Source organism: Vreelandella rituensis, from assembly GCF_003336665.1.
In the GTDB taxonomy this organism is placed as follows: domain Bacteria; phylum Pseudomonadota; class Gammaproteobacteria; order Pseudomonadales; family Halomonadaceae; genus Vreelandella; species Vreelandella rituensis.
Genome location: NZ_QPIJ01000011.1, coordinates 52,312 through 75,587, shown reverse-complemented (window position 1 = coordinate 75,587; position 23,276 = coordinate 52,312). Strand labels below are relative to the sequence as shown.

The window sequence follows — 23,276 nt, the reverse complement described above, 5'->3', positions numbered from 1 at the left end:
CGACGCTTGCCAGACTAGCTTTTATACGAAAAGCTAGGAGGCGAGCTTTTTTTCCAGGTAATGGATATTGACTCCGCCTTGGCGGAAGTAGCCGTCACGCACCAGATCCTTCTGCAAATCGATATTGGTCTTGATGCCTTCCACCAACAACTCGTCCAGCGCATTTCGCATACGGGTCAAGGCGATTTCGCGGCTCGCTCCCCAGGTGATCAGTTTGCCGATCAGTGAGTCGTAGTGGGGCGGTACCGTGTAACCGGTGTAAAGATGCGAGTCCATGCGCACACCCAGTCCGCCTGGGGCGTGATACAAGGTGACCTTGCCGGGAGACGGCATGAAGGTGCGGGCATCTTCGGCGTTGATACGACATTCGAAAGCGTGGCCGTTGAGCGTGATATCTTCCTGGCGATAGGAAAGTGGCTGGCCGGAAGCAATCAGTAACTGCTCCTTGACGATATCCACGCCGGTTACCATTTCGGTGACCGGGTGCTCGACCTGAACGCGAGTGTTCATTTCGATGAAGAAGAATTCACCGTCTTCGTAAAGGAACTCGAAGGTGCCGGCGCCACGATAATTGAGCGTGATACAGGCTTGGCGACAGGCTTCGAGCACCTTGGCGCGCGCCTCGGGGTCAATGCCGGGGGCGGGAGCTTCTTCGAGGACTTTCTGGTGACGACGCTGCAAGGAACAGTCACGATCATACAGATGGATAGCGTTGCCCTGGCCGTCGGCAAGCACCTGGACTTCCACGTGGCGCGGCTTTTCCAGGAATTTTTCCATGTATACCGTGCCGTCACCAAACGCCGAATGGGCTTCGGTACGGGTGACGTTGACCGCGGAAAGCAGGTGGGCTTCGGTATGCACCACCCGCATGCCGCGTCCACCACCACCGGCGGCGGCCTTGATGATGACGGGGTAGCCAATGCGTTGCGCGGTTTCCAGAGTGGCGCTTTCATCGTCACCCAAAGGGCCGTCGGATCCCGGCACCGTGGGTACACCGGCTTTTTTCATCGATTCGATGGCACTGACTTTATCGCCCATCAGGCGAATGGTGTCGGCGCGCGGTCCGATGAAAGTAAAGCCGGAGCGTTCCACCTGTTCGGCAAAGTTGGCATTTTCCGAAAGAAAGCCATAGCCGGGGTGAATGGCACTTGCGTCGGTCACTTCGGCAGCGCTGATTAGCGCCGGGATATTGAGATAGGATTGGGCCGAAGAGGCGGGGCCGATACAGACGGCCTCATCCGCTAGGCGAACATGCATCAACTCGCGGTCCGCCTTGGAATGTACCGCCACGGTCTTGATGCCCAATTCCTTACAGGCCCGCAGGATGCGCAGAGCAATCTCGCCACGATTGGCGATAAGTACCTTGTCCAGCATGGGAGAATCCACCCGTGTCAGAAATTAAAGATCAGGCAATCACGATCATCGGCTGATCGAATTCGACTGGCTCACCATCCTCGACCAGAATGGCTTCCACGACACCGTCGCGATCCACTTCGATCTGGTTCATCATTTTCATGGCTTCCACGATACAGACGGTGTCGCCTTTCTTGACGGTGTCGCCAACTTCGACGAACGATTTCGCGCCCGGGGCCGGACTACGGTAGAAGGTACCTACCATGGGTGAGTTGAGCGCTTCACCGCGATACTGCTGTTCAGCCGGCTCGGCATCTACAGGAGCGGGTGCGGCAGGCATGGGTGAAGTGGGTGCCGGATAATGAGCCATCGGCTGGGGTTGCCAGTTGGTGCCATTGGGGTGTCGGCTGATACGAACGGATTCTTCACCTTCCTGAATTTCGATTTCACTGATATTGGATTCTTCGAGTAACTCGATCAGTTTTTTGACTTTGCGAATATCCATCTCATTATCCCAGTTAGGTGGTAGCGAGGGTAGCTGCATGGGCTGAACAAGGCACGGCACATGATTACGTCATGTTGGAACGAGTTCGAAACTCGCAGTAAACCTGCATCAAATTTGAAGAGAAACCTGCAAGATGATGCACGTTACTTGGTAGTCCGCTTTAAAAGCCGCACTTTACCTTGAAATATGGCAGCCGAGTTTGCCGAAAAATGCCCATGATGTCCAGTCGTGCAAGAGCATCCCAGGCATGTGTTTTTGGCGTGCGTTTGGCGAGGTTCGAGCGCTGGGTCGCCCTGGCGAGCGATTTCAAGCTAGCTTGCCAGCCAGGTATTCAAATTATCCAGATGCTCGCTCAAGTGGTCGGCATTGACCTCTCCCTGAATCCGCGCATCACGAATTTCCTCGCCGGCATGAAAGAATAATAGGCTCGGGGGGCCGAAAAGACTGAAATGATCGAGTAATTCACGGCTGACGGGGTTTGTCTGGGTCACGTCCACATTGATTCGCACATAGCCCTCCATGGCTTGAGCAACCCTCGGGTCGGGATAGACATTGCGTTCCATCAGTTTGCAGGAAATACACCAGTCGGCAGTGAAGTGCACAAACGCAGGGCGGCCTTGCTGCTGCGCGCGTGCCAGTTCCTGTTCCAGAGCGTCGAGGCGTTCAACGGTGATGGGTTCAACAGTTGCCGTTGTGGTGTTTCCTGCTAGGCTGCCCGCCATCTGGCTGCCCAGAGGGCGTAATGGGTCATGGCCTCCCTGGGCGGCGCCGACAAGCAGCACGACACCCCAGGTCAGCAGCACAATGCCGAGCGCTTGGCGGACGCGCGGCCACCCTTGGGGTTGATTGAAGGTCAGAGCGCCCAGCGCCAGAGCCGTACCGATAGCCAGCGCCGCCCACAACAGCATGACCAGGGAAGCGGGAAGCAAGCGTTCCACCATCCATATCGCCACGCCCAGTAGCAGGATGCCGAAGGTGATCTTGATACCATTCATCCAGGCGCCGGAGCGCGGCAGGAAGGTGGCGCCGAAGGTGCCCACCAATAGCAACGGCACTCCCATGCCCAGGCCCAGCGCCAGCAGTACGCCACCGCCCATGAGGGCATCGCCGGTGCTGGAGATGAATACAAGAGTGCCGGCCAGCGGTGCGGTCACGCAAGGCGAGACCACCAGCACCGAAAGCGCGCCGGCGACGGCAAGCCCTGCAGGCCCGCTGCGCTGTGCACGATTCTGCCAAGCATCGATGCGCCCGGTCAGCCGGGGAGAAAGGCGCAGGTCAAACGCCCCGAACATGGCCAAGGCAAAGAGGCTGAACAAGACGCCGAAGGTGATCAGCACCGGTGCGGATTGCAGATGAGCCTGCAGATTGAGCCCGGCACCGAACAATCCCATCAAGACGCCGACCAGGGCGTAGGTAAAGGCCATCCCCAGTACGTAGCTTGCCGAAAGCACGAAAGCTCTGGGTCGCGAAGGATTCTGGCCGACAATGATCGAGGAAAGAATCGGGATCATGGGGAGTACGCAGGGAGTGAACGTCAACCCTAGCCCGGCGAGAAAGAACAGCCCCAACGCCAGCGGTAAGCTGGCGTCATGTATCAGCGCACTGAAACGACCGTCTTCACTTTGCGGGGGAGAAAAGCTGTTGCTGTCTCGACTCGGTGATGATGGCTCAACCGCAGAAGAAGACGATGCTTGGGGAGTCCAGTCGGTAAAGGCGGGGGGCGCACCGGTCTGAGCCGCTTGCAATGTGGTGCGTTCCGGCGGATAGCAGAGGCCGGCGTCCGCACAGCCCTGAAAGGTCAGTTGCAGCTCGAATGGCCCGGAGTGGCTGTCTTGAAGTGGTGTCTCGAAGACCAGCGTATCGCGGAAGACGTAGACATCGCCTAGAAATTCATCGGTGGTGAAGTTGCCTTCCGGTAACTGAGGCTCACCCAGCGTGACTGCTTTATCAAGACTTTCCACCGCGAACTGGTGTCGATAGAGGTAATACCCTTCGGCACTTTGCATGCCGACATACAGCGTCTCTCCGTCATGCCAGGCGCTAGGCTGAAATGCTTGCATCACCGGCAGGAAGTCATCTTCGCCACCGGACGAATTGAACCATTGAGCCTGTGCCAAAAGCGGAACAAAAAGCAGCAATAGGCAGATAAAACGTTTAACTATCGACACAGCGTTTCCTTAAACCAAAAACTTGACAGGGTGGCTAATTCTGGCATTGCTAGCTTGGGTACTTAAAGCGCAACGCTAATGCTCATTATTCGAGAGACGTACTTGCGAAACACATGAGCTCGAGAGGTTCCCTTCGATTGCAACAGAATACCTCAGCCAGGCGCAATACGCAGGCGATGCGCGCTCGTGTCGCGGCGCGTTTTCGCCATCTCTTTAACGCAAGAAAGCCGCCCGAGGGCGGCTTCCATAGCGACGTTCAGTCTCGAAAATAAGCTGAAGTCAGGCTTTTTCGTAAGCGATCACTGATTTTTCAATTGCCTTGCGTGCGGCATCAGCACCTTCCCAGGACTCGACCTTGACCCACTTGCCTTTTTCGAGGTCCTTGTAGTTCTCGAAGAAGTGAGCGATCTGCTGGCGCAGAAGCTCGGGAAGATCGGTGACTTCCTGAACGTCGTCGTAAAGACTGCTCAGTTTGGCGTGAGGTACGCATACCAGCTTGGCGTCTTCACCGGCTTCATCGGTCATGTTGAGAATGCCGATCGGACGAGCGCGAATGATGCAGCCGGGCTGCACGGGGTGGGGGGTTACCACCAGTGCATCCAGGGCATCGCCGTCATCGGCCAGGGTGTGAGGAATAAACCCATAGTTGGCCGGGTAGAACATGGGGGTGGCCATGAAGCGATCCACCAGCAGGGCACCCATGTCCTTGTCGATCTCGTACTTGATAGGCGAATGATGAGCCGGAATCTCAATCACCACGTAGACGTCATTGGGAAGTTCTTTACCGGCGGGAATATTATCGAAGTTCATCGTGAATTCCTTGCTGTTGCAGGGGCTCGAGGAGTGCGCGAGTCGGCGTTAATTGGCAGGGATTATACGAATATGGCTGCGGGATTACCAATGCGACATAGGTTGGGATGAATAAGCCGACAATAGATAGGATAGTGAATGGGGTTGAGAGCATCGTTTCCAGGCGGCGACGTGTATCATGACGCCCACTGTCAGGTGCAACCGCCGGTAAGTCAGGCGCATTCGCTGTTAAATTGAGGAGGATGACTTGGCACATGCCCAGTTATTGTTGAGTTACGGCCAGGCGTTCGTGGCACCGGAACGGCGTAAACATCGCAGTTCGATGTCGGTGCGTATGCCGGAACCGACCTTGTTGCGAGCCAAGGGGGCATGTGCGGTGATCAGCGATTCCGTGTCGCGCAATGTCATGGCCAAGCAAGCCGGCGATCTGAGTGTAAGAGGCTTTCTTGCCGATTATTTTTCCACTCCCGACCACTGGGAGGTCAAGACATCGGCCACCCGGGTGCTGCGGTCACTCAATAGCTGGTGTTACAGCCAGAGCCAGCATGTCAAGGAAGGCAGTTTCGTCTCCTCGCTTTCAGCATTGGTTTTCCGCGGACGTGAGGCACACCTGTTTCACATGGGGGATACATTGGTATTTCGCCTGCGCGGGGCTGAGTTCGAACAGCTATCGCGTGATCATGTGACTGACCTCGGCGGCTATCGTTACCCTTCGCGAGCGCTGGGCATGGACTGCAGCCTGGACATTGACTACAGCCGGATGCCGCTCAAACAGGGTGATATTTTCCTGTTCACCACTCAGGCGGTGCGCGGCACCTTGCTACCTTCCGACTATGTGCGTCTGATTCGACTGGATGCCAGTGACCTGGACGCTGCCTGTGAGCGCCTGGCGGATGAAGCCCGGACACGGGCCCAGGACCGTGGCTATGGCGGTGACCAATTCTGCTTCCAGTTGGTACGAATCGATGAGCTGCCCGAAGAGGAGGAAGATCATCCCGGGCGGTTGTATGGTGATCTGCCAATTCCGCCGGAACTATCGCCGGGGGAGCGCCTGGATGGGTTGGAAGTGGAGGAGGTGCTTTCGAGAACCGCCCAATCACGTGTCTACCGTGTGCGTGATGTCCATACAGGGCGTGAAATGGTGATGAAGGCCCCCAGTCCGGAGCTTTCGTTGCGCAATGCCTATCTGGAGCATTTTCTGTTGCAGCAATGGGTGGTGGAGCGAATCAACTCACCCTTTGTGGTGCGTGTCATGGAGCCTTCCCGCCCACGTCGCTATCTGTACTATCTGATGGCGCACGTGGAAGGTGAAACGTTGAGTCAATGGGCCGAGCGCCATCCTCAGGCGAGCTTGACCCAGCGTCTGGATATTGCCAATCAACTAGGGAAAGCCGTCAAGGCGTTGCATCATCGTGATGTGCTGCACCAACAGATTCATCCTGACAATGTGTTGATCGATAACCATGGGAAGGTGGTGCTGGCGGACTTCAGTGCCTGCCATTTTCGTGAAATGGACAATCAGCGCCAGTCGCGCGAGCTGCTCGGGCAAGTGGGTATCAACGAACATAGTGCACCGGAGTATGCGCTGGGTGACGGCTTGGGAAGGCGCAGCGACCAGTATGCCTTGGCGTCGACAACCTATTGGTTATTGACCGGTGAGCTGCCTTACGTCCTGACCCCCAATCGGTTGCGCAGCCATACCGACCTGGAGCAGCTGAGCTATCGCAGTGCGCGGAGTTTCAATCCCGAGGTTACGCAGGCCCTGGATGATGCGCTGCGCCGGGCCCTGGACCCGCAGCGGGCGCTGCGTTTTCGGCGGATGTCGGAGTTTCTACATGCCCTGCAGGTGTCGCTGGGGCGCAAGGAAGGTCATGAGGTTCAAAGCCGTGAGCCACGCCGCTTCTGGCAGGGGGTGGCCGGTATCCTATTATTGCTGTTGGTGCTTTCCTGGCTGCTGCGCTAGCCAGCCAGGAAAGTCTTAGTGCGGAAGTCTCGGTCCAAGGGTTAGAGCTTAAAGAGTTAGAGCGTGAAGGATTAGAGCGTAAAATCAGGCAGTTTTCGTTCCGCCAGGGTCAGTGAAAGACGAGCGACCTTGGGCAAGCCGTTTTCAAACGGCGGGAAGTCTTCGCCCTGGATCAAGGGCAGCAGATACTGACGGCAATCGGCAGTTATGCCGAAACCGTCTTCGGTGATAAACGAGGGCGGCATGAATTTTTCGCGGTTGGCGACTTCGGCCAGCGGCGTCGCAATGATATCCCACTGATAGGGCGATTCACTGATGCGCCGAATCGCCGGCATCATCGAGTTCTTGCCGGCCAACGCCAGTGCGACGGCTTCGCGGCCGACTGCATAGGCCTGCTCAACGTCGGTTTTTGACGCAAGGTGCCGTGCGGAGCGTTGCAGATAGTCGGCGACCGCCCAGTGGTATTTATACCCCAGGTCCTGTTTGATCATACCGGCAAGCGTTGGTGCCACGCCGCCCAGCTGACGATGGCCGAACGCATCGGTATTGCCGGCATCGGCAAGGAAGGTGCCGTCTTCGTAGCGGGCTCCTTCGGACACCACGATCACGCAGTAACCGTAGCGCTTGACGCTTTCATCCACCCGCGCCATCGCTTTTTTACGGTCGAATGCCACTTCCGGGAAGACGATCATGTGCGGCGGCTCGCCTTCCGCTTCACCGGCCAGCCCGCCCGCGGCGGCAATCCAGCCCGCATGACGACCCATCACTTCGAGCACGAATACCTTGGTCGAGGTGGCGCACATCGAGGCGATGTCGAGTGACGCCTCGCGCGTGGAGGTGGCGATATACTTGGCGACGCTACCGAAACCGGGGCTGTTATCGGTTACCGGCAGGTCGTTATCCACGGTCTTGGGCACATGAATGGCGGTTAACGGATAACCCATTTTTTCTGAGAGTTGAGAGACCTTCAGGCAGGTATCCGCGCTATCGCCGCCACCGTTATAAAAGAAATAACGAATGTCATGGGCCTTGAACACTTCGATCAGGCGTTCGTATTGGGTGCGATGGGTTTCAATGTCCTTGAGCTTGTAGCGACAGGACCCAAAAGCACCGCCCGGCGTATAGCGCAGGGCGGCGATTGCCTCATCGCTTTCCTGGTTGACGTCGATCAGGTCCTCGGTCAAGGCGCCGATAATCCCATTGTGGCCGGCGTAGACCTTGCCGATCTGGTCGGGCGCCTGGCGGCAGGCTTCAATGACACCGCAAGCAGTGGCGTTGATTACGGCGGTAACGCCGCCGGATTGGGCATAAAAGGCATTGTGCTGGGCCATGGGGACGTCTGATGCTCCTGAGACAGTAAAGACGGTAGTAGGGACGATGTTAATAAGTACAATTTTAATAAGGACGATGTTAACAAGGGCAATGTTAATAACGACAATGCCAGTAAAGGCAATCGAACCGATGCTGCACTGCAAGGCGAAAGGCCAAAACGCGGGAGTTTAGCGCAAAGCCTGGGTGCCTGCATCCGCTCAGTCGGTGTCTTCCATGCCCTGTTCACGTTGGGCCAGTTGCCATCCACCCAGATCCTTGTAGCGATTTACCATGGCGCAAAACAGCTCAGCGGTGCGTTCGGTATCGTAACGCGCTGAATGTGCTGCCTGGTTGTCGAACTCGATACCTGCTGCTCGGCAGGCACGCGCCAGTACGGTCTGGCCATAGACCAGTCCGGCCAGAGAAGCAGTGTCGAAACTCGAAAACGGATGAAATGGATTGCGCTTGATGCCGCAACGGTTCACCGCGGCATTCAGAAAGCCATGGTCAAAGGCGGCGTTATGGCCGACCAGAACCGCCCTTGTGCAGCCATGCGCCTTGAGTGCCTTGCGAACCGGGCGAAATATCTCTCCCAGGGCCTGAGCTTCGGTCAGCGCGACTTGGCGACGCAAGGGATCATCCAGGTTTATCCCGGTGAAATCGAGAGCCGACTGCTCCACATTGGCCCCCTCGAAGGGGTGAGTGTGGTAGGAGTAGGTGGCGTCGGGTAGCAGATTGCCTTCCGGATCCATGGTCAGCGTGACCGCGGCAATCTCCAGAATTGCATCCCCTTGGGCATTGAAACCGCCGGTTTCCAGGTCGATCACGACCGGCAAATAACTGCGAAAACGTTGGGCCATTAAGTCGCGGGCGATTGCCTCGCTCATGCAGCTCTCCTTGTGAGGCGGGGTAACGAGTCGGCGGATGATGAGTGGCGCGAATCCGCGCCTCGGTAATCGATTCTAGCAGCTTTGATGCAGGATCGTCGTCGGCGGTATTCGCTGAGCATTCAGAGCGCTATACTTGGGGTTTATCCCAATGTCCTGACACCGCTATCAGGGGTGTCAGTTTCCGGTGAACGAAGGAGCAAAGAATGTCCGATGTCAAGAAGGTAGTGCTGGCCTATTCAGGAGGTCTCGACACTTCCGTTATCGTCAAGTGGTTGCAAGAAACCTACAACTGCGAGGTGGTGACCTTTACTGCCGACATCGGCCAGGGGGAAGAAGTGGCACCGGCGCGCGCCAAGGCGGAAAAGCTGGGCGTCAAGGAAATCTACATCGAAGACCTGCGTGAAGAATTCGCGCGCGATTACGTCTTCCCGATGTTCCGGGCCAACACCATCTATGAAGGTGAGTACCTGCTGGGCACATCGATCGCCCGCCCGCTGATCGCCAAGCGCTTGATCGAAATCGCCAACGAGACCGGTGCCGACGCCATTTCTCACGGCGCCACCGGCAAGGGCAACGACCAGGTACGCTTCGAGTTGGGTGCCTATGCGCTCAAGCCCGGTGTCAAGGTAATCGCCCCCTGGCGCGAATGGGACCTGACGTCCCGCGAAAAGCTGATGGCCTACTGCGAGCAGCACGAAATCCCGGTGGATTTCTCCAGTGGCAAGAAAAAATCGCCGTATTCCATGGACGCCAACCTCCTGCACATTTCCTATGAGGGCGGCATTCTCGAAGATCCCTGGGCCGAAGCCGAGGAAGACATGTGGCGCTGGAGTGTCTCTCCGGAAACCGCGCCGGATCAGCCGACCTACGTTGAGCTGACGTTCGAAAAAGGCGATATCGTGGCGATTGACGGCACCGCCATGAAAGCCCACGAAGTACTCGAACACCTGAACAAGGTGGGTGGCGATAACGGCATCGGCCGGTTGGACATCGTCGAGAACCGTTACGTGGGCATGAAGTCGCGTGGTTGCTACGAAACACCGGGCGGTACCATCATGCTGCGCGCTCACCGCGCGATTGAATCCCTGACGCTCGACCGGGAAGAAGCGCACCTGAAAGACGAGCTGATGCCCAAGTACGCCGAAGTGATCTACAACGGCTACTGGTGGAGCCCGGAACGCCGGATGCTGCAAGCGGCGATCGATGAAACGCAGAAAAACGTTTCCGGCGTTGTCCGCATGAAACTCTACAAGGGCAATGCGATTCCGGTGGGCCGCAAGTCTGAGCAATCGCTGTTCGATGAGTCGATTGCCACCTTTGAAGACGATGCCGGTGCCTACGATCAGAAAGACGCAGAAGGCTTCATCAAGCTCAATGCGTTGCGCTTGCGTATCGCTGCCGGCAAGGGTCGCCTGCAAGACTGATCCGTTGCCTTGATGCCCGCATCGGCGGGGTTTCCCGCCGATGCAGCCGGCGACATGGAGGGTAGGATGCTGAAAAAACTTTTTTCCGGCTTGTTCAACGCCGAAAGCAAGGCGCGCGGTCCCGAAGCGGCCGAGCCGGTGGCGTACAAGGGCTACTTGATCGTCTCGCAGCCTGAAGAGCAAGGCGGGCAGTTTCGGGTCAGTGGCTGGATCCAATATCCACAGACAGAGGGTCATACGCTCGAACATCGATTTGAACGTTCCGACAGCCTTCCCGGACGCGAGGCCTGCGATGCCTTGATGGTGAGCAAGGCGCAGCGTTATATTGATGAAATCGGTGATGCGATGTTCGAGCCCGATCCCCGTCAGCAAGGCTCATCCCCTCAAGCAAGTTCCCCCGAAGGCAACTAAAACGTCCGCTAAGGAGTAGCGCATGCGTCTCATGCATCGGGCTTCCCCCTGGCGGGCGCTTTTCTCGGAGCATGGTCAACTCAACCGGCAGGCATTCATGGGGCCGCTGGAAAGCCTCTTTTCCACGCAATCGCTGTTGGACGTCAGGGAGCTTGCCGACGCTTACGCCTGGCAACCTCATCTGGTGGATGTTCTGGTACGTTATGAGTTGCCTGCCTGGCGGATCAGCCAGGTCATCAGTGATCATAATGACTGGATCTACCGCGAAGCCATTTCACTTTCTCTCAATGAAATGCAAGGACAGGGCTGGGGTTTGCCCCCGGTGTCGTTCTGTGTCTTGACCCTGGGCTCGGCTGCGCGTCACGAAAGCCTGCTGGGGCCGGACCAGGACAATGCCATGCTCATTGAGGATTATCCTGACTCACGTCACCTTGAAATCGATGGCTACTTTCAGGCGTTGGGTGAGCGTTTCACCCAACGGCTGGATGAGGCGGGAATTCCCCTGTGTCACGGCCATGTGATGGCGCGTTGGCCGATGTGGCGCAAACGTGTGCATGAATGGCACGAGCAGCTCGCCTTGTGGAGCAATGACAGGCGTGTCAAAAGGGTACAGCAGACCAATATCCTGCTGGATTTCTTTCCGGTATACGGAGAGCAACGCTTGGCAACTCGGCTAAGCGACAGTGTGATGACGCTATTGCCCGTGGCCAAGTTGTTCCTGGATGAAATGGCGGCGCTGCTCAATGAGCTACCTGTGGCGCTGGACAGGTTGGGGCGAATCAGTGCGAGTCACGATGCTCTGGCACCGCATGAAAATGCCCTGAATCTCAAGCGTCAGGGCTTGATGCCGCTGGTCAGTGCGGTGCGTTTACTGACTCTGGTGCATAGGTGTCGAGAGATATCCACCCACAAGCGCTTGATGGTGCTTGGCAACGAGCGCAATGCGCTTTCGTCCTCGCAGGTGAGCACCTTGCGGGCGGGGTTCGAGCGCTTGCAACAACTGCTTCTCAACCAGCAGCGTCGCAACCTTACGCTGGGGCAGATGGCGGATGGTTGGTTGGATATGTCGCAGCTGCGAGACGACCAACGGCATATGCTCAAGTACGATCTCCAGCAGATCAAGCGGCTGGTGAGTATGGCGCAGGAACAGGCACATAGCCGTTAGGTGGCGATTGGCTTTTCTGAAGATGCAGGCTCTTTTGGCGGCGCTTCGGGTAGCTCCATGATCAAGCTGGCGCCATCCAGTGAGGTGGCGTTTTCCACCCAGAGACGCCCCCCGAGTTGTGCCACGATACCTCGGCTGATCGGCAAGCCGAGACCGCTGCCTTTGGGCCTCCCGCGGGTTTTTTCTTCTTCGTGCTGCTGAATCTGGTGGAACTTCTCGAACACGCGTTCGCGCTCGTCTTCACTGATGCCGGGGCCGTTGTCTTCCACGCTCAGGCGATAGTGTTTCTTGTGGCGGTAAACCCTCAGCAACACTTCAGGGGCTGTGTCATCGGCGAACTTGCCGGCATTGTCGAGCAGATTGATGATGACCTGTTCGAGGCGATCCGGATCGCCGATGATCGGCGCCGGTTCCGCCTCCAATTGCATTTTCAGCGTGACCCCCCGGTTTTCCTGCAACCGCGCGATGGCATCCACGCTGTGGCGTGCCAGGTGCGCCAGATCCAGCGGTTGGGGGTTCAAGGTCAAGCGTCCACTCTCCAGTCGCGCCAGATCGAGAATCTCTTCTATCAGTCGTGACAGGCGCTGGCTTTCATGCACGATAACGCCTAGAAAATGACGTCTCTTCTCGTCGGGAAGGTTCTCGCCGTCACGCAGGATTTCGGCAAAGGCACGTATCGAGGTCAGTGGTGTGCGCAACTCATGGCTGACCATGGCCACGAACTCATCCTTCAGACGGTCGAGTTCCCGCAGACGCTCGTTGGCACCGCGCAATTCCTCACCGATACGCGCCAGTTCCTGGGATTTCTGCTCCAGGCGACGATTGTACTCGAGCGTTTGCGAGGTGGTGTCGAGAATGCTGAGAATCGATTCCAGGTCAAGGGCTTCTCCGCGTACCACCGAATTGATCAGCACACGGGCCGAAGCACTGCCCAGAGAGCCGGCCAAGGCCTGCTCGGCGCGAGTGATAAGCTCGGTGGAAGCCGGTTGCTCATTGTCGTCCAAGGTAGGGGAAAGCGATGTCGTGGTCTGATTGGTTGAAACGGCAAACACACGCCGGGTGGCGGGCATGCCCAGATAACGGCTCAGCAGCTCACGTAACTCGCCCTGAGTGGTCTTGCCATGCCACAGAGAGGTAGCCTGGAGGTTGGGGTTCATCGCCTCTGTGAACAGCGCCGCCTGGGTCTGTTCCAGAGGCGTCTGGCGAGTGAACAAGGAGACGCCGGCGAGCAGGCCGACGTTGGCCAACAGGCTCCAGAGCAGGGAATGGGTGTAAATATCCCAGCCTTCCAGGCCGAACAAGGCATAGGGCCGCAACCAGCCAATGCCCCAGGGACCCTGGTTGATCAAGCCGGCATCCAACCAGCCGGATTGAACGAAGCCGGGTATCAACAGGGTATAGGCCCATACCATGAAGCCGGCGATAAGCCCGAGTGTCGCCCCCTGATGGGTGGCGCCGCGCCAATAAAGACCGATAAGCAGCGCCGGAGCGAATTGCGCCACGCCGGCGAATGAAACCAATCCAATCGTCACCAGGCTATAGGCATCACCGATCAGGGCGTGATACAGATACCCCAGCAGCAAGATCAATACGATAGCCACCCGGCGTATGCCCAGCAGCCACCCGGCCAGCTCCCCTTTGGTACCCAGGTGTAGACGTTTTGAGCGCAGCAATAATGGCATGATCAGCTGGTTGCTGACCATGGTTGAAAGCGCAATGGTCTCGACGATCACCATGCCGGTAGCCGCCGAAAGCCCGCCGATAAATACCAGCAAAGGCAAGCCTTCGGAGCCTGTGGAAAGCGGCAGGGTGAGCACGAAACTGTCCGGGTCGCCGCTGAGACCGCCAAGCAGCAGTCCCGCCATGGCGATGGGGATCACGAACAGGTTGATTGCCAGTAGATAAAGCGGAAACAGCCAGCTGGCACGCTTCAAATGCTGTTCATCGACATTCTCCACCACCAGGACCTGGAATTGGCGTGGCAGGGTAAAAAATGCCAGAAACGCCAGCAGCAACATCCCGACCCAGCCGGTAGCACCCCCGGGAACCGATTCAAGGCTCATGGCCTGGGCCAGTTCCGGCGTGGCGGCAACCTGACTGAACAGCTCGCCGGGGCCTTCGAACATGACGAATACCACGAAGATGCCTACCGCCAGAAAGGCGATGAGTTTGACCAACGATTCCAGGGCAATGGCCGCGACCATGCCTTCATGACGCTCGCTGGCATCCAGATGCCGTGTTCCAAACAGGATGATGAATACTGCCAGCACCAAGGCTACCCAAAAGGACTTGTCCATCCAGAAGGCTTCATCGACAAGGCTGGTATCCGCAGAATCGGGATAATTGACCAGAACTGCATGACTGACGGTGATGGCCTTCAGCTGCAAGGCGATATAGGGCGTGATGGTGACCAGGGCGAACAAGGCGACCAGGGCACCCAGGCTTGAGCTTTTGCCATAACGCGCACTGATGAAATCGGCGATCGAGGTAATGCGTTGGCGAGCGGCGATACGCACCATCTTGCGTATCAGCAGCGGCGCCATCAGCATGGCGAGCGTAGGGCCGAGGTAAATCAGCAGAAAGCTGGGGCCGTGCTCGGCGGCGCGGCCGACACTGCCGTAAAACGTCCAGGCAGTGCAGTAAACCGCGATCGAAAGGGCGTAAACGGTGGGAGAGCCGATTAACGAGCGACCCTGTTCGGCGCGCCGGTCTCCCCAGGCCGCCACCACGAACAGCAATGCCAAATAGCCGAAGGCAACGCTTAAGATGACCGGATCAGTACGCATTTCAGTGCTTTGAACCGTCTTCCATCAACCAGGCGGTCAAACCGATAAGCGTGGCCCAGGCGATGAAAATGTACAGTGGCAACCAAGACAGCCCCGCAGCGGGCAGAGCGTCTATCACCAACAGCAACGGCGGGCAGAACAGCAGCAGGGCGAGGATGATCAGCGCGACAAGGCGCTCCTGAACGCGACGCGGTCGATGTTGAGGTGTGATGCTCATGAGGCGCTGGCGTCCTGCTTGTCGAAGGCGTTGGACTGAAGCGCAAGCAATTGCTCCAGGGTGTCGATGCCACGCGCTTCCAGACGGGGTAGCAAGGCCAGCCAAAGCTCAGCGGTAACTCGCGCATCGCCCAAGGCAGTGTGGCGCGTGCCGGGCGGAAATTCCAGGTCGTAACGCTGGGACAGACTGTCCAGGTCGTGTCCATCGATAGCCTCGTCGAGCGCGCGCGAAATCAGCAGGGTATCCAGGACCGGAATATCGAAATCGACGCCCTTCTGGCTGATGGCAAGCATGTCGAAGGCCGCATTATGCGCCAGTAGAACGGCCTCACCCACGTAATCGCGAAAGCGTGCCAGAACGATGTCCAGCGGTGGTGCCCCGGCGACATCGGCATCGGTGAGCCCGTGAATCGCGGTGCTGGCCGGCGGGATGGGACGCTTGGGATCGACTTTCTGGTCGAATACCTCGCTTGCCAGCAAGCGCGCATTGACCACCCGGCAGGCGCCCAGACTAATCACGCTATCGCCCCGGCGTAACTCCAGCCCGGTGGTTTCGGTATCGAAGGCGACGACTTCCAGGCTGCGCAGGCTACGGTTGGCCAAGGCTTCATCGGGATGCGGCAAGTCGGCAATACCGAAATCGTGAAATTCCGGGCGGGGTGGGGTTTGCTGCCGGGGGGCGCCGACGCGCTCGGTAGCCGGCAAGGGCAGGCGCAGCCGGGCGTACTCGCCACCCGGGTCGGCCAGGCTCCAGATATCGCTGGCATGTTGGCGCAGCACATCGCTGACCTTGGGATTGAGCGGCAGCGACGGTAAGTCTTGCTGACACCAGTTGGCCAATTCACGCTCGGGAATCGGTTTGCCTCGCCATATCAGGTCGAGATACACGCGTTTGTTGCCCAGGCAAACCTCCCCCTCGAACCCATTGTCCGGCAGATAGGCACTCAGATACTGCACCAGGGAATCCAGCAGCGCGATCAAGGCCGGGGCGTCACCGCGAAACCAGGACGGCATGCCGATCGGGGTGATCAAGCGATGCTCCGGGTCGAGGCGCTCATCGAGTGCCTGCCAGAAATCATTGGACCACATGGGCGTCAGGCGCTCGCCCTGCTGGTGCATCGCCTCGAGCAGCGCGCCCATTCGGGCAACGTTCTCGCCCAGGGTCTGGCTTTCTTCATCGATGACACTTTCCAGACGCTGACGCAGCGTGGTGCTTTGCGTGCCTTGCTCGCGTAGCTGAATCAAGGCATCGGCGGCACTGGTCAAGCTGGCGCTATGCCGGCGTAAGGGAGGCAGCATTTCGGCAAGCTCGGCGCGAATTCCCATTTCACGGGACCAGGCGGCGGTGGCATCGTTGAAGGTCAGCAGGGTTTCGCCATCACTGCCGGGAACCCGGCGCAGCACCACTCTCAACCAGCGTTCTTCACAGGGCGTCAACAATTCGCGTGGAGAACCGTCGGCGGGCAGCTGGCTGAGCACCTCCTGCAGGCTGGCTACCGGAAGAAGGGCTTCAAGACGCTTGCCTAACCCCAGGCTGGTATTGCCATCGAAAAAATCTTCAGCAGCCTGGTTGAAGAGCATCAGGCGGCGATGTTGGTCGCACAGCAATAACGGCGTGTCCAATACCTGAAGTAAGGTTTCCAGTTCCTGGCGAATCCGAGCGGCACTCCGGGCACCTTCGGTATGGGCCGTGGCTAAACGGCTACGATCCGCACGCCAGCTTTCTCTGACGCGACGTAAATCGGGACCCAGACTTTTCAGCCAGCCTTCCGGGGGGTATTCATCCCGGGCATCCGGATTGGCCACCAGCCGGGCCAGTTGCACCTGTAGGTGACGCAGGGGAGTGAACAGCATGCGTTCGAGCAACAAGCCCACCAGAAAAATCGTTCCGCCACCGGAAAAACTGCCCAGCCATAACGCGAGGCGGGTGAAGCCTTCGGGCTGTAGCTGGGCGTCGAGCCACATGGCGAAAACGGCGCCCCCAAAAATACTGACCCCGCTGAGAGCCAGCCACAGGCCGATCAGCTTCTGACGCTTGGGCAGGCCGCGGGAGGTCATTTATCCGTCTCGGCGAGTAGCGCCTTGACCTTGCTGACCAGCGCCTGGGTGGAAAAGGGCTTGGTGATGTAATCATCGGCACCCAGTGCCATGCCTTTTTCACGTTCGACCTCGCGACCGTGGGCAGTAAGCATGATGATGGGCAAGTGTGCTTTGTCGCTGTCTGCGCGAAGCTGCTCGAGCACATCGAAGCCGCTGATGCCGGGCAAGCTGATATCGAGCAGAATCAGATCCGGTATCGCGTCGTTGACGCATGCCAGGGCGCTTTCCCCATCTTCGGCGGTGACTACGTCAAACCCAGCCTGTTCCATCAGAAATTCCAGCGAGAGTACGATGTTGGGCTCATCGTCGACCACTAGCACTCTGGCCATTGAGGTTCTCCCGATCTTGTTCATTATTAGGATTTGGCTTTATTCAAAGAGTCTAGAGGCTGCGGGAATACCGGCCAAGACGACCTTGGCCGAATGAGCGCATCGGCTCATGGCTCGGGTTGTTTGGCCGGTCGCAACTTGGGTCCCAGCGGTCCGAGCCATAACCACACCTGCAAGACCACCAGTACCGGCAGCAGCCAGGCCGGCGCTCCGGTTACCGAGGCGAGAACATAGTGGATCATGAAAGCGGCGATACCCCCCAACAACCCGAGTACGGGAAACAGGAAGGGACGCTGGTAGCCGGGGCGCCGAGTCAGGCGGAACAGAGAGCCGGTAAAGGCACCGAAAGACGCAGCCAATAAAAGGGGGAGCCAGATATCTTGCATGAAAACCTCGAAAATGAATCACTAATCCCCAGCAGACTAGCGCCTTGACCCGGGGCGAGGCTCTACGACCTTCGGGCTAAACTGGCAATAAAAGTAACTTTTCAGGATTTAAAAATAAGATTTCGGGGAGGGGCAATCAAGCCAGCTCGGTCTTTTCCGGGTACTCGCAGAGGTCTTCGATGATGCAGCTGCCGCAACGTGGTTTGCGTGCGACACAGGTATAACGGCCGTGCAGAATCAGCCAATGGTGAGCGTCGTGGAGAAATTTCCTGGGTACGTGACGCAACAGTTTCCGCTCCACTTCCGTCACGTTCTTGCCCTTGGCGATGCCGGTACGGTTGGCGACGCGAAAGATATGCGTATCCACCGCAATGGTGGGTTCACCGAAAGCGGTATTGAGAATCACATTGGCCGTCTTGCGGCCAACGCCGGGCAGGGCTTCGAGGTCCTCTCGGCGCCGGGGTACTTCGCCAGCGTGCTTTTCGAGCAGAAGATGGCAGGTTTTCATCAGGTTGTTGGCCTTGGTGTTGTAAAGGCCGATGGTCTTGATGTGCTCTTTCAGTCCGTCGAGGCCTAGATCGACAATGCCCTGGGGGGTATTGGCCACGGGAAACAACTTAACCATGGCCTTGTTGACGCCCACATCCGTGGCTTGCGCGGAAAGCAATACGGCGACCAGCAACTCGAACGGGCTTGTCCATTTTAGCTCGGTGGTCGGGTTGGGGTTTTCCGCTTTCAGGCGCGCGAAAATCTCGTAGCGTTTCTCGGCATTCATAGGCTGACTCTTTGTTGGCTCTATTTGATCGTGCCGGTGACCCGCACGCGACGATCGGAGCGTTTGCTGGGCACGGCTTGGCGTCGCTTACGACCACGCTCGTCCAGAAGGTTCTTCCCGGCAATCAAAAGGCCGGTGACGAAGAAGGCGCCTGGCGGCAGGACGAAAAACAGGAACTGATAATCGGCGATCAGGGTGAGCTCCCAGCCGGTGGCCATGGGGCCGAACAGTAACGGCATGCCGCTGAACAGGGTGCCCTGGCCGAGTACTTCGCGTAAGGCACCGAGCACGACCAATACCACAGCGAACCCCAGCCCCATCATCAGGCCGTCGGTGGCTGCGGGCAGTACTGGGTTACGTGAAGCAAATGCATCGGCGCGCCCGAGAATCGCGCAGTTGGTCACGATCAGCGGAATGAAGATGCCCAGGATCTGGTAAAGCGCGTAGGTGTACGCTGCCATCAGCAATTCGGCGCAGGTCACGAAGGCGGCGATGATCATCACGAAGGCGGGTAGCCGTACCGAGGCGGGAACCTGGTGGCGAATCAGGGAGACTGTGGTGCTGGCGCCCACCAGCACCAGAAGCGTGGCCAACCCCAGCCCCAGGGCATTGACCACGCTATTGGTGACCGCCAGCAACGGGCACAACCCCAGCAGTTGCACCAGCGCCGGGTTGTTTGACCACAAGCCATTGCGGGCCAGGTCATTGAACTGGCTCATGGCGAGCTCTCCTCAACTGTATCCAGCAACTGATGTTCCTCGACATAGAGCAGTGCCTGATGCACCGCTGACACCACCGCACGCGGGGTGATGGTGGCGCCACTGAAACTGTCGAAAGCGCCACCGTCCTTGTCCACCGCCCAGCCGGAAGGCGCCAGGCTTTCCAGAGACAATCCATCGAAGCGGGTAATCCAGTCGCTCTTGCGTCGCTCTATCTTGTCACCCAGGCCGGGCGTTTCCTTATGATATGTCACCCGCACCCCGCTGATACGAGCGTTTTGATCGAGTCCCACCAGCAGATGAATTGCTCCGCTGTAGCCTTGGCGACTCACCGCCGGCAAGATCAGCGCCTGGTGGTTGCCCTGATGAGCCCGCCAGCCTTCTACGGTCTCGGCTTCCTTATGGCCCAGGGAGCTAGCCTCCGGCAGCCGAAAAGCGCCATCGAGCAGGGTATGTCCTTCAAGCTGTGCCAAGGGTTCCGGCAGCACCTCACGCAGCTGTCGATGCTGGAACGCAAGCTGGTTGGCCTCGATACGTTCAGCGGTGAGGGCCCGGGTGAGGCCGACACTCCCGGCGGTAATCAAGGCAAAACAGCCGAGTGCCAGAGCGCCTCTGAGCATCGCTTGAGCGATTGTCATGAACGATCCTCCGGCGGTGGCTGATAACCGCGTACAGGTGCAGGGTGGCCCATAGGGCGAGGGTCGCTGTAGTAATCCAGCAAGGGGACCGCCAGGTTCATCAACAGCACTGAAAATGCCACGGCATCCGGATAGGCGCCGTAAGTCCGCAGCAGGATTACCAATAGCCCTATGGCCGCGCCGTATATCAGCTTGCCCTTGCGGCTGGTGGCGGCGGAAACTGGGTCGGTCGCGATAAAGAACGCCCCGAGCATGGCGCCGCTGGTAAGAAGATGAAACGAAGGTGAGCCGTGATGGCTGGGGTCGCCTGCATAAAGCAAGGTGGAAAGCGCCAGCATACTGCCGAGCATGGCCAATGGAATATGCCAGCTGATGATGCGCTTGTAGAGCAGCAGCATGCCCCCCGCCAGCCAGGCCAGGGCGACATGCTGCCAGGCAAGCAGCGTACCCGACGGCAACGGATTGGCCGCCCAGAATTCACTGGCCATGAGCGCTTCGCCCTTGTGCTTGAAGGCATCCAGGGGTGTCGCCCCGCTCAATGCATCCAGTTCGGCGGCTGACATCATTCCCATGAATTGTCGTAGGGCAGTGGAGAAGTCTTCCCCCATGCCGGTGGGAGGCGACCATAAGGTCATCTGGGTGGGAAAAGACACCAGCAGCAGGGCGTAGCCGACCATTGCCGGGTTGAAAGGGTTATGTCCCAGGCCCCCGTAAAGGTGCTTGGCAACCACGATGGCCGCGATCATACCCACGCCAATCAACCACCAGGGGCTGGCGGGAGGCAAGGAGACGCCCAGCAGCACGCCGCTCAGCAGGGCACTATGGTCGTTCAAGGTCGGGCGAATGCTGCGCTTTCTCAGGCGTAGCATCAACGCTTCAAGCCCCATGCCCAGCAAACCGGCAAGAAGGATGTTGGTCAGCACGCCGATACCGAAATGCAAGGTCATGACGCCAATGCCCGGTAGCATCGCCAGTAATACCCAGCGCATCAGCCGGGTGGTATCCGGCGGCGTGGTGCGGCTGGCAAGGCCGGTGTCGGCGTGAGATGAGGCATGCATCATGCTCATGAAGTGCCCTTGTCGGTCTGGGGGATATCTGGAGCGGTTTCGGCACGTGCCGACGCCAGACGGGCCTCGGCGGCTTCAAGATTTTCACGGGCGGTGGCGACCTGGGTTTCCAGATCGCTGAGATCCTGATGAGGGTCCTGTTGGGCGGTACGCATCAGGACTTTTTCGGCTTTCTTGACTGCTGCCTTGGCGGCCGCCTGGGCAATTCGCAAGCCCTGCAAGTCGGCTTGCCCGGCGCTTGTGGAAGACGCAGGCGTTGCGCGGCGACCGGTGTTGCGGCGCGCTTCGCGCCGGGCCTGCTTTTCGGCTTCCTCGCGGGCTAGTCGTGCCTGGCGGAATTCGAAGCGGTGGCGTGCATGTTCTGCCTTGGCCGTTTCGAGTTGCTGATAGCGGATGCGTTGCTTGGCGTTGCGGTAGTCTTCGACCAGCGGAATGTGACTGGGGCAGACGTAGCTGCAGGCACCACATTCAATGCAGTCGAATAGATGGTAGCGGGACAGGCGTTCGTCCTGTTCGGCTCGGGCGTACCAATGCAGCTGCTGGGGAAGCAGCGCTGCCGGGCAGACCTCTTCACAGGCACCGCAGCGGATGCAGGGCTGCTCGGGCGGCGATGGCGGAAGTTCTTCTTGAGTGGCGGCAATCAGGCAGTTGGTGGCCTTGGTGACCGGCAGTTCAAGGCTTTCCAGGGTTGTCCCCATCATCGGGCCACCCTGAATCAGGCGAAACAGGCGTTTTTCCTCCAGCCCGGCGGTCTGGAGCAATGCCCCAATCGAGGTGCCCAGCCGGGCGGTCACATTAGCCGGTCGCGCAAGCGCTTCTCCGGTCAAGGTCAGGATACGCGACACCAGAGGCGTGCCATCGCGCACCGCCTGCAAGGCGGCCAGCAAGGTGCCTGGATTATGGCAAAGTACCCCCACATCCGCCGGCAATCCGCCGCTGGGCACTTCTCTGTCGAGGAGTTTCTTGATCAACTGGCGCTCGCCGCCGCTGGGGTAGCGAGTGGCGATGACCTTGAGTTCCACCGGCAGGGGAGTGCTATGGTTTAGCGCCTGGTTCAAGACGGCGACGGCTTCAGGCTTGTTGTCTTCGATACCGATAAGGATGCGCTCGGCGCCCGCCAGATGCGCCATCAGCTGGGCGCCTTCCAGTACCTCCAGCGCAAAGCTGCGCAGCGTCATGTCGTCGGCGGTGATGTAGGGCTCACACTCCGCGGCATTGACGATCAAGGTATCCAGCGCATGACGCTCACGTACACGGGCTTTTATCTGAGTGGGAAAGCCCGCGCCACCCAACCCCACCACGCCGCTTTCATCCAGCCGTTCGAGCAGACTTCGGGAGTCGGTAGTGCGCCAGTCAAGGACGGGCATGAGCAGCCATTCATCACAGCCGTCACCCACTATGGTTATTTGTGTGTCCGTAAGCTCGGCTACATGGCCGCTGATGCTGGCATGCAGGTCGGCGGAAATCATGCCGTCACGCCGGGCGATGCATTCACCGGTGCGCACGTATTGGCCAGGCTCGACACAGGCAAGGGCGGCATTGCCGCTGTGCTGTTTCAGCGGCAACACCACCCGTGCCGGAAGCGAAGCGGCACTCAGCGGTGCCGAGGTGGACAATGTCTTGCGCTCGGGGGGATGAATGCCGCCGGCGAAATCAAAGGCGCGTGCCATGGTTGGCTCCTTCGTGTTCCAGCGGCAGAACAGCTTCATGTTCCAGAGGCAGAATAACCACCGGTTGCCAGGCATCCAGCCGGGGGAGCATGTCGATACAATCCACCGGGCAGGGCTCGATACATAGATCGCAGCCGGTGCATTCAGCGGCAATAACCGTATGCATTTGTTTGGCGGCCCCCAGAATGGCATCCACCGGGCAAGCCTGAATGCATTTGGTGCAGCCGATGCATTCCTCTTCGCGGATAAAAGCTACCTTGGGAGTGTCCTGGGCGACGCCGTCCAGGGGTGTAGGCTCACGCCCCAATAAATCAGCCAAGGCCTGGATGGTGTCTTCGCCACCGGGCGGGCACTTGTTGATGTCATCGCCGGCACTGATCGCTTCGGCGTAAGGGCGACAGCCCGGGTAGCCGCATTGGCCGCACTGGGTCTGAGGAAGCAAGGCATCGATCTTCTTGACGACCGGGTCGCCCTGTACCTTGAAGCGTTCACCGACAAAGCCCAGCACGGCACCGAAAATTACCGCCATGCCGACCAATACGCTAATCGCGCTGATAAGGGTATTGTCAGTCAACCATTGGATCATGAGG

Annotated in this window: 21 protein-coding genes; 4 read left to right on the top strand and 17 right to left on the bottom strand. The window is 58.6% G+C overall.

The annotated features are described in order from the left end of the window. Positions 1 to 33: 33 nt before the first annotated feature. From accC to ppa, 4 genes are all read right to left on the bottom strand, one after another. Positions 34 to 1,374 (bottom strand): acetyl-CoA carboxylase biotin carboxylase subunit, encoded by a 1,341-nt coding sequence (gene accC / locus DU506_RS07075; protein WP_114486239.1) that lies wholly within the window; start codon positions 1,372 to 1,374, stop codon positions 34 to 36. 31 nt (positions 1,375 to 1,405) lie between these two features. Beyond that, positions 1,406 to 1,858 carry an acetyl-CoA carboxylase biotin carboxyl carrier protein gene (gene accB / locus DU506_RS07070; protein WP_114486238.1) on the bottom strand — a complete coding sequence of 151 codons (453 nt, stop codon included), beginning with the start codon at positions 1,856 to 1,858 and terminating at the stop codon, positions 1,406 to 1,408. A 311-nt stretch (positions 1,859 to 2,169) separates the two neighbouring features. Next, on the bottom strand, positions 2,170 to 4,026 hold the full coding sequence (dsbD, locus tag DU506_RS07065; protein WP_114486237.1) for a protein-disulfide reductase DsbD: 1,857 nt from the start codon (positions 4,024 to 4,026) through the stop codon (positions 2,170 to 2,172). 279 nt (positions 4,027 to 4,305) lie between these two features. Then, a complete protein-coding gene (ppa, locus tag DU506_RS07060; protein ID WP_114486236.1) occupies positions 4,306 to 4,836 on the bottom strand; it encodes an inorganic diphosphatase in 531 nt (176 codons plus the stop codon). Positions 4,837 to 5,083: 247 nt separating this feature from the next. Here ppa and DU506_RS07055 point away from each other — a divergent pair, with 247 nt between their 5' ends. After that, positions 5,084 to 6,799 carry a bifunctional protein-serine/threonine kinase/phosphatase gene (locus DU506_RS07055; protein WP_114486235.1) on the top strand — a complete coding sequence of 572 codons (1,716 nt, stop codon included), beginning with the start codon at positions 5,084 to 5,086 and terminating at the stop codon, positions 6,797 to 6,799. 71 nt (positions 6,800 to 6,870) lie between these two features. Here the strand turns inward: DU506_RS07055 and DU506_RS07050 are convergent, their stop codons facing one another. Beyond that, a complete protein-coding gene (locus DU506_RS07050) occupies positions 6,871 to 8,130 on the bottom strand; it encodes a 6-phosphofructokinase (RefSeq protein WP_114486234.1) in 1,260 nt (419 codons plus the stop codon). A gap of 198 nt (positions 8,131 to 8,328) precedes the next feature. Further along, positions 8,329 to 8,997 (bottom strand): ribonuclease T, encoded by a 669-nt coding sequence (gene rnt / locus DU506_RS07045; RefSeq protein WP_114486233.1) that lies wholly within the window; start codon positions 8,995 to 8,997, stop codon positions 8,329 to 8,331. A gap of 206 nt (positions 8,998 to 9,203) precedes the next feature. Here rnt and DU506_RS07040 point away from each other — a divergent pair, with 206 nt between their 5' ends. The 3 genes from DU506_RS07040 to DU506_RS07030 all read left to right on the top strand — a co-directional run bounded on the left by DU506_RS07040 (position 9,204) and on the right by DU506_RS07030 (position 12,000). Beyond that, positions 9,204 to 10,424, top strand: a complete 1,221-nt coding sequence (locus DU506_RS07040; protein WP_114486232.1) for an argininosuccinate synthase — start codon at positions 9,204 to 9,206, stop codon at positions 10,422 to 10,424. 66 nt (positions 10,425 to 10,490) lie between these two features. Continuing rightward, positions 10,491 to 10,835, top strand: a complete 345-nt coding sequence (locus DU506_RS07035; RefSeq protein ID WP_114486231.1) for an HlyU family transcriptional regulator — start codon at positions 10,491 to 10,493, stop codon at positions 10,833 to 10,835. 22 nt (positions 10,836 to 10,857) lie between these two features. Beyond that, positions 10,858 to 12,000 carry a DUF294 nucleotidyltransferase-like domain-containing protein gene (locus tag DU506_RS07030; RefSeq protein ID WP_114486230.1) on the top strand — a complete coding sequence of 381 codons (1,143 nt, stop codon included), beginning with the start codon at positions 10,858 to 10,860 and terminating at the stop codon, positions 11,998 to 12,000. Here DU506_RS07030 and DU506_RS07025 read toward each other — a convergent pair. The 11 genes from DU506_RS07025 to rsxB all read right to left on the bottom strand — a co-directional run bounded on the left by DU506_RS07025 (position 11,997) and on the right by rsxB (position 23,272). Continuing rightward, entirely contained in the window at positions 11,997 to 14,786 is a 2,790-nt protein-coding gene (locus DU506_RS07025) for a sensor histidine kinase (RefSeq protein ID WP_114486229.1), read from the bottom strand. The two genes, DU506_RS07030 and DU506_RS07025, sit on opposite strands and share 4 nt — an antisense overlap. Position 14,787: 1 nt before the next feature. Further along, positions 14,788 to 15,003 carry a hypothetical protein gene (locus DU506_RS07020; RefSeq protein WP_114486228.1) on the bottom strand — a complete coding sequence of 72 codons (216 nt, stop codon included), beginning with the start codon at positions 15,001 to 15,003 and terminating at the stop codon, positions 14,788 to 14,790. Then, on the bottom strand, positions 15,000 to 17,060 hold the full coding sequence (locus DU506_RS07015; protein WP_114486227.1) for a 3'-5' exonuclease: 2,061 nt from the start codon (positions 17,058 to 17,060) through the stop codon (positions 15,000 to 15,002). The genes DU506_RS07020 and DU506_RS07015 overlap by 4 nt, the downstream gene beginning before the upstream one ends. Then, positions 17,057 to 17,431 (bottom strand): response regulator transcription factor, encoded by a 375-nt coding sequence (locus DU506_RS07010; protein ID WP_114486226.1) that lies wholly within the window; start codon positions 17,429 to 17,431, stop codon positions 17,057 to 17,059. The genes DU506_RS07015 and DU506_RS07010 overlap by 4 nt, the downstream gene beginning before the upstream one ends. Before the next feature lie 107 nt (positions 17,432 to 17,538). Continuing rightward, positions 17,539 to 17,817, bottom strand: a complete 279-nt coding sequence (locus DU506_RS07005; protein WP_114486225.1) for a hypothetical protein — start codon at positions 17,815 to 17,817, stop codon at positions 17,539 to 17,541. A gap of 136 nt (positions 17,818 to 17,953) precedes the next feature. After that, a complete protein-coding gene (gene nth, locus DU506_RS07000) occupies positions 17,954 to 18,592 on the bottom strand; it encodes an endonuclease III (protein ID WP_114486224.1) in 639 nt (212 codons plus the stop codon). A gap of 20 nt (positions 18,593 to 18,612) precedes the next feature. Next, positions 18,613 to 19,311: an electron transport complex subunit E gene (locus DU506_RS06995; protein ID WP_114486223.1), complete on the bottom strand. Its 699-nt coding sequence runs from the start codon at positions 19,309 to 19,311 to the stop codon at positions 18,613 to 18,615. After that, positions 19,308 to 19,949, bottom strand: coding sequence for an electron transport complex subunit RsxG (gene rsxG, locus DU506_RS06990; RefSeq protein ID WP_114486222.1), 642 nt, complete (start codon positions 19,947 to 19,949; stop codon positions 19,308 to 19,310). The genes DU506_RS06995 and rsxG overlap by 4 nt, the downstream gene beginning before the upstream one ends. Then, on the bottom strand, positions 19,946 to 21,016 hold the full coding sequence (locus DU506_RS06985; RefSeq protein ID WP_114486221.1) for an RnfABCDGE type electron transport complex subunit D: 1,071 nt from the start codon (positions 21,014 to 21,016) through the stop codon (positions 19,946 to 19,948). The genes rsxG and DU506_RS06985 overlap by 4 nt, the downstream gene beginning before the upstream one ends. After that, on the bottom strand, positions 21,013 to 22,686 hold the full coding sequence (rsxC, locus tag DU506_RS06980; RefSeq protein ID WP_114486220.1) for an electron transport complex subunit RsxC: 1,674 nt from the start codon (positions 22,684 to 22,686) through the stop codon (positions 21,013 to 21,015). Before rsxC ends, DU506_RS06985 begins: the two co-directional genes overlap by 4 nt. Beyond that, the gene (rsxB, locus tag DU506_RS06975) at positions 22,670 to 23,272 is read right to left on the bottom strand and encodes an electron transport complex subunit RsxB (protein WP_114486219.1); all 603 of its coding nucleotides are present in this window, start codon (positions 23,270 to 23,272) and stop codon (positions 22,670 to 22,672) included. The genes rsxC and rsxB overlap by 17 nt, the downstream gene beginning before the upstream one ends. Between the last annotated feature and the right edge of the window lie 4 nt (positions 23,273 to 23,276).

Excerpts from the sequence above, each read along its gene's own strand:
- accB (WP_114486238.1), bottom strand. The coding sequence starts at position 1,858 with ATGGATATTCGCAAAGTCAAAAAACTGATCGAGTTACTCGAAGAATCC.
- rsxC (WP_114486220.1), bottom strand. The coding sequence starts at position 22,686 with ATGGCACGCGCCTTTGATTTCGCCGGCGGCATTCATCCCCCCGAGCGC.
- accC (WP_114486239.1), bottom strand. The coding sequence starts at position 1,374 with ATGCTGGACAAGGTACTTATCGCCAATCGTGGCGAGATTGCTCTGCGC.
- DU506_RS07020 (WP_114486228.1), bottom strand. The coding sequence starts at position 15,003 with ATGAGCATCACACCTCAACATCGACCGCGTCGCGTTCAGGAGCGCCTT.
- DU506_RS06995 (WP_114486223.1), bottom strand. The coding sequence starts at position 19,311 with ATGAGCCAGTTCAATGACCTGGCCCGCAATGGCTTGTGGTCAAACAAC.
- rnt (WP_114486233.1), bottom strand. The coding sequence starts at position 8,997 with ATGAGCGAGGCAATCGCCCGCGACTTAATGGCCCAACGTTTTCGCAGT.
- DU506_RS06985 (WP_114486221.1), bottom strand. The coding sequence starts at position 21,016 with ATGAGCATGATGCATGCCTCATCTCACGCCGACACCGGCCTTGCCAGC.
- DU506_RS07040 (WP_114486232.1), top strand. The coding sequence starts at position 9,204 with ATGTCCGATGTCAAGAAGGTAGTGCTGGCCTATTCAGGAGGTCTCGAC.
- DU506_RS07025 (WP_114486229.1), bottom strand. The coding sequence starts at position 14,786 with ATGCGTACTGATCCGGTCATCTTAAGCGTTGCCTTCGGCTATTTGGCA.
- DU506_RS07005 (WP_114486225.1), bottom strand. The coding sequence starts at position 17,817 with ATGCAAGATATCTGGCTCCCCCTTTTATTGGCTGCGTCTTTCGGTGCC.
- nth (WP_114486224.1), bottom strand. The coding sequence starts at position 18,592 with ATGAATGCCGAGAAACGCTACGAGATTTTCGCGCGCCTGAAAGCGGAA.
- rsxG (WP_114486222.1), bottom strand. The coding sequence starts at position 19,949 with ATGACAATCGCTCAAGCGATGCTCAGAGGCGCTCTGGCACTCGGCTGT.
- DU506_RS07010 (WP_114486226.1), bottom strand. The coding sequence starts at position 17,431 with ATGGCCAGAGTGCTAGTGGTCGACGATGAGCCCAACATCGTACTCTCG.
- DU506_RS07035 (WP_114486231.1), top strand. The coding sequence starts at position 10,491 with ATGCTGAAAAAACTTTTTTCCGGCTTGTTCAACGCCGAAAGCAAGGCG.
- DU506_RS07015 (WP_114486227.1), bottom strand. The coding sequence starts at position 17,060 with ATGACCTCCCGCGGCCTGCCCAAGCGTCAGAAGCTGATCGGCCTGTGG.
- rsxB (WP_114486219.1), bottom strand. The coding sequence starts at position 23,272 with ATGATCCAATGGTTGACTGACAATACCCTTATCAGCGCGATTAGCGTA.
- ppa (WP_114486236.1), bottom strand. The coding sequence starts at position 4,836 with ATGAACTTCGATAATATTCCCGCCGGTAAAGAACTTCCCAATGACGTC.
- DU506_RS07050 (WP_114486234.1), bottom strand. The coding sequence starts at position 8,130 with ATGGCCCAGCACAATGCCTTTTATGCCCAATCCGGCGGCGTTACCGCC.
- DU506_RS07030 (WP_114486230.1), top strand. The coding sequence starts at position 10,858 with ATGCGTCTCATGCATCGGGCTTCCCCCTGGCGGGCGCTTTTCTCGGAG.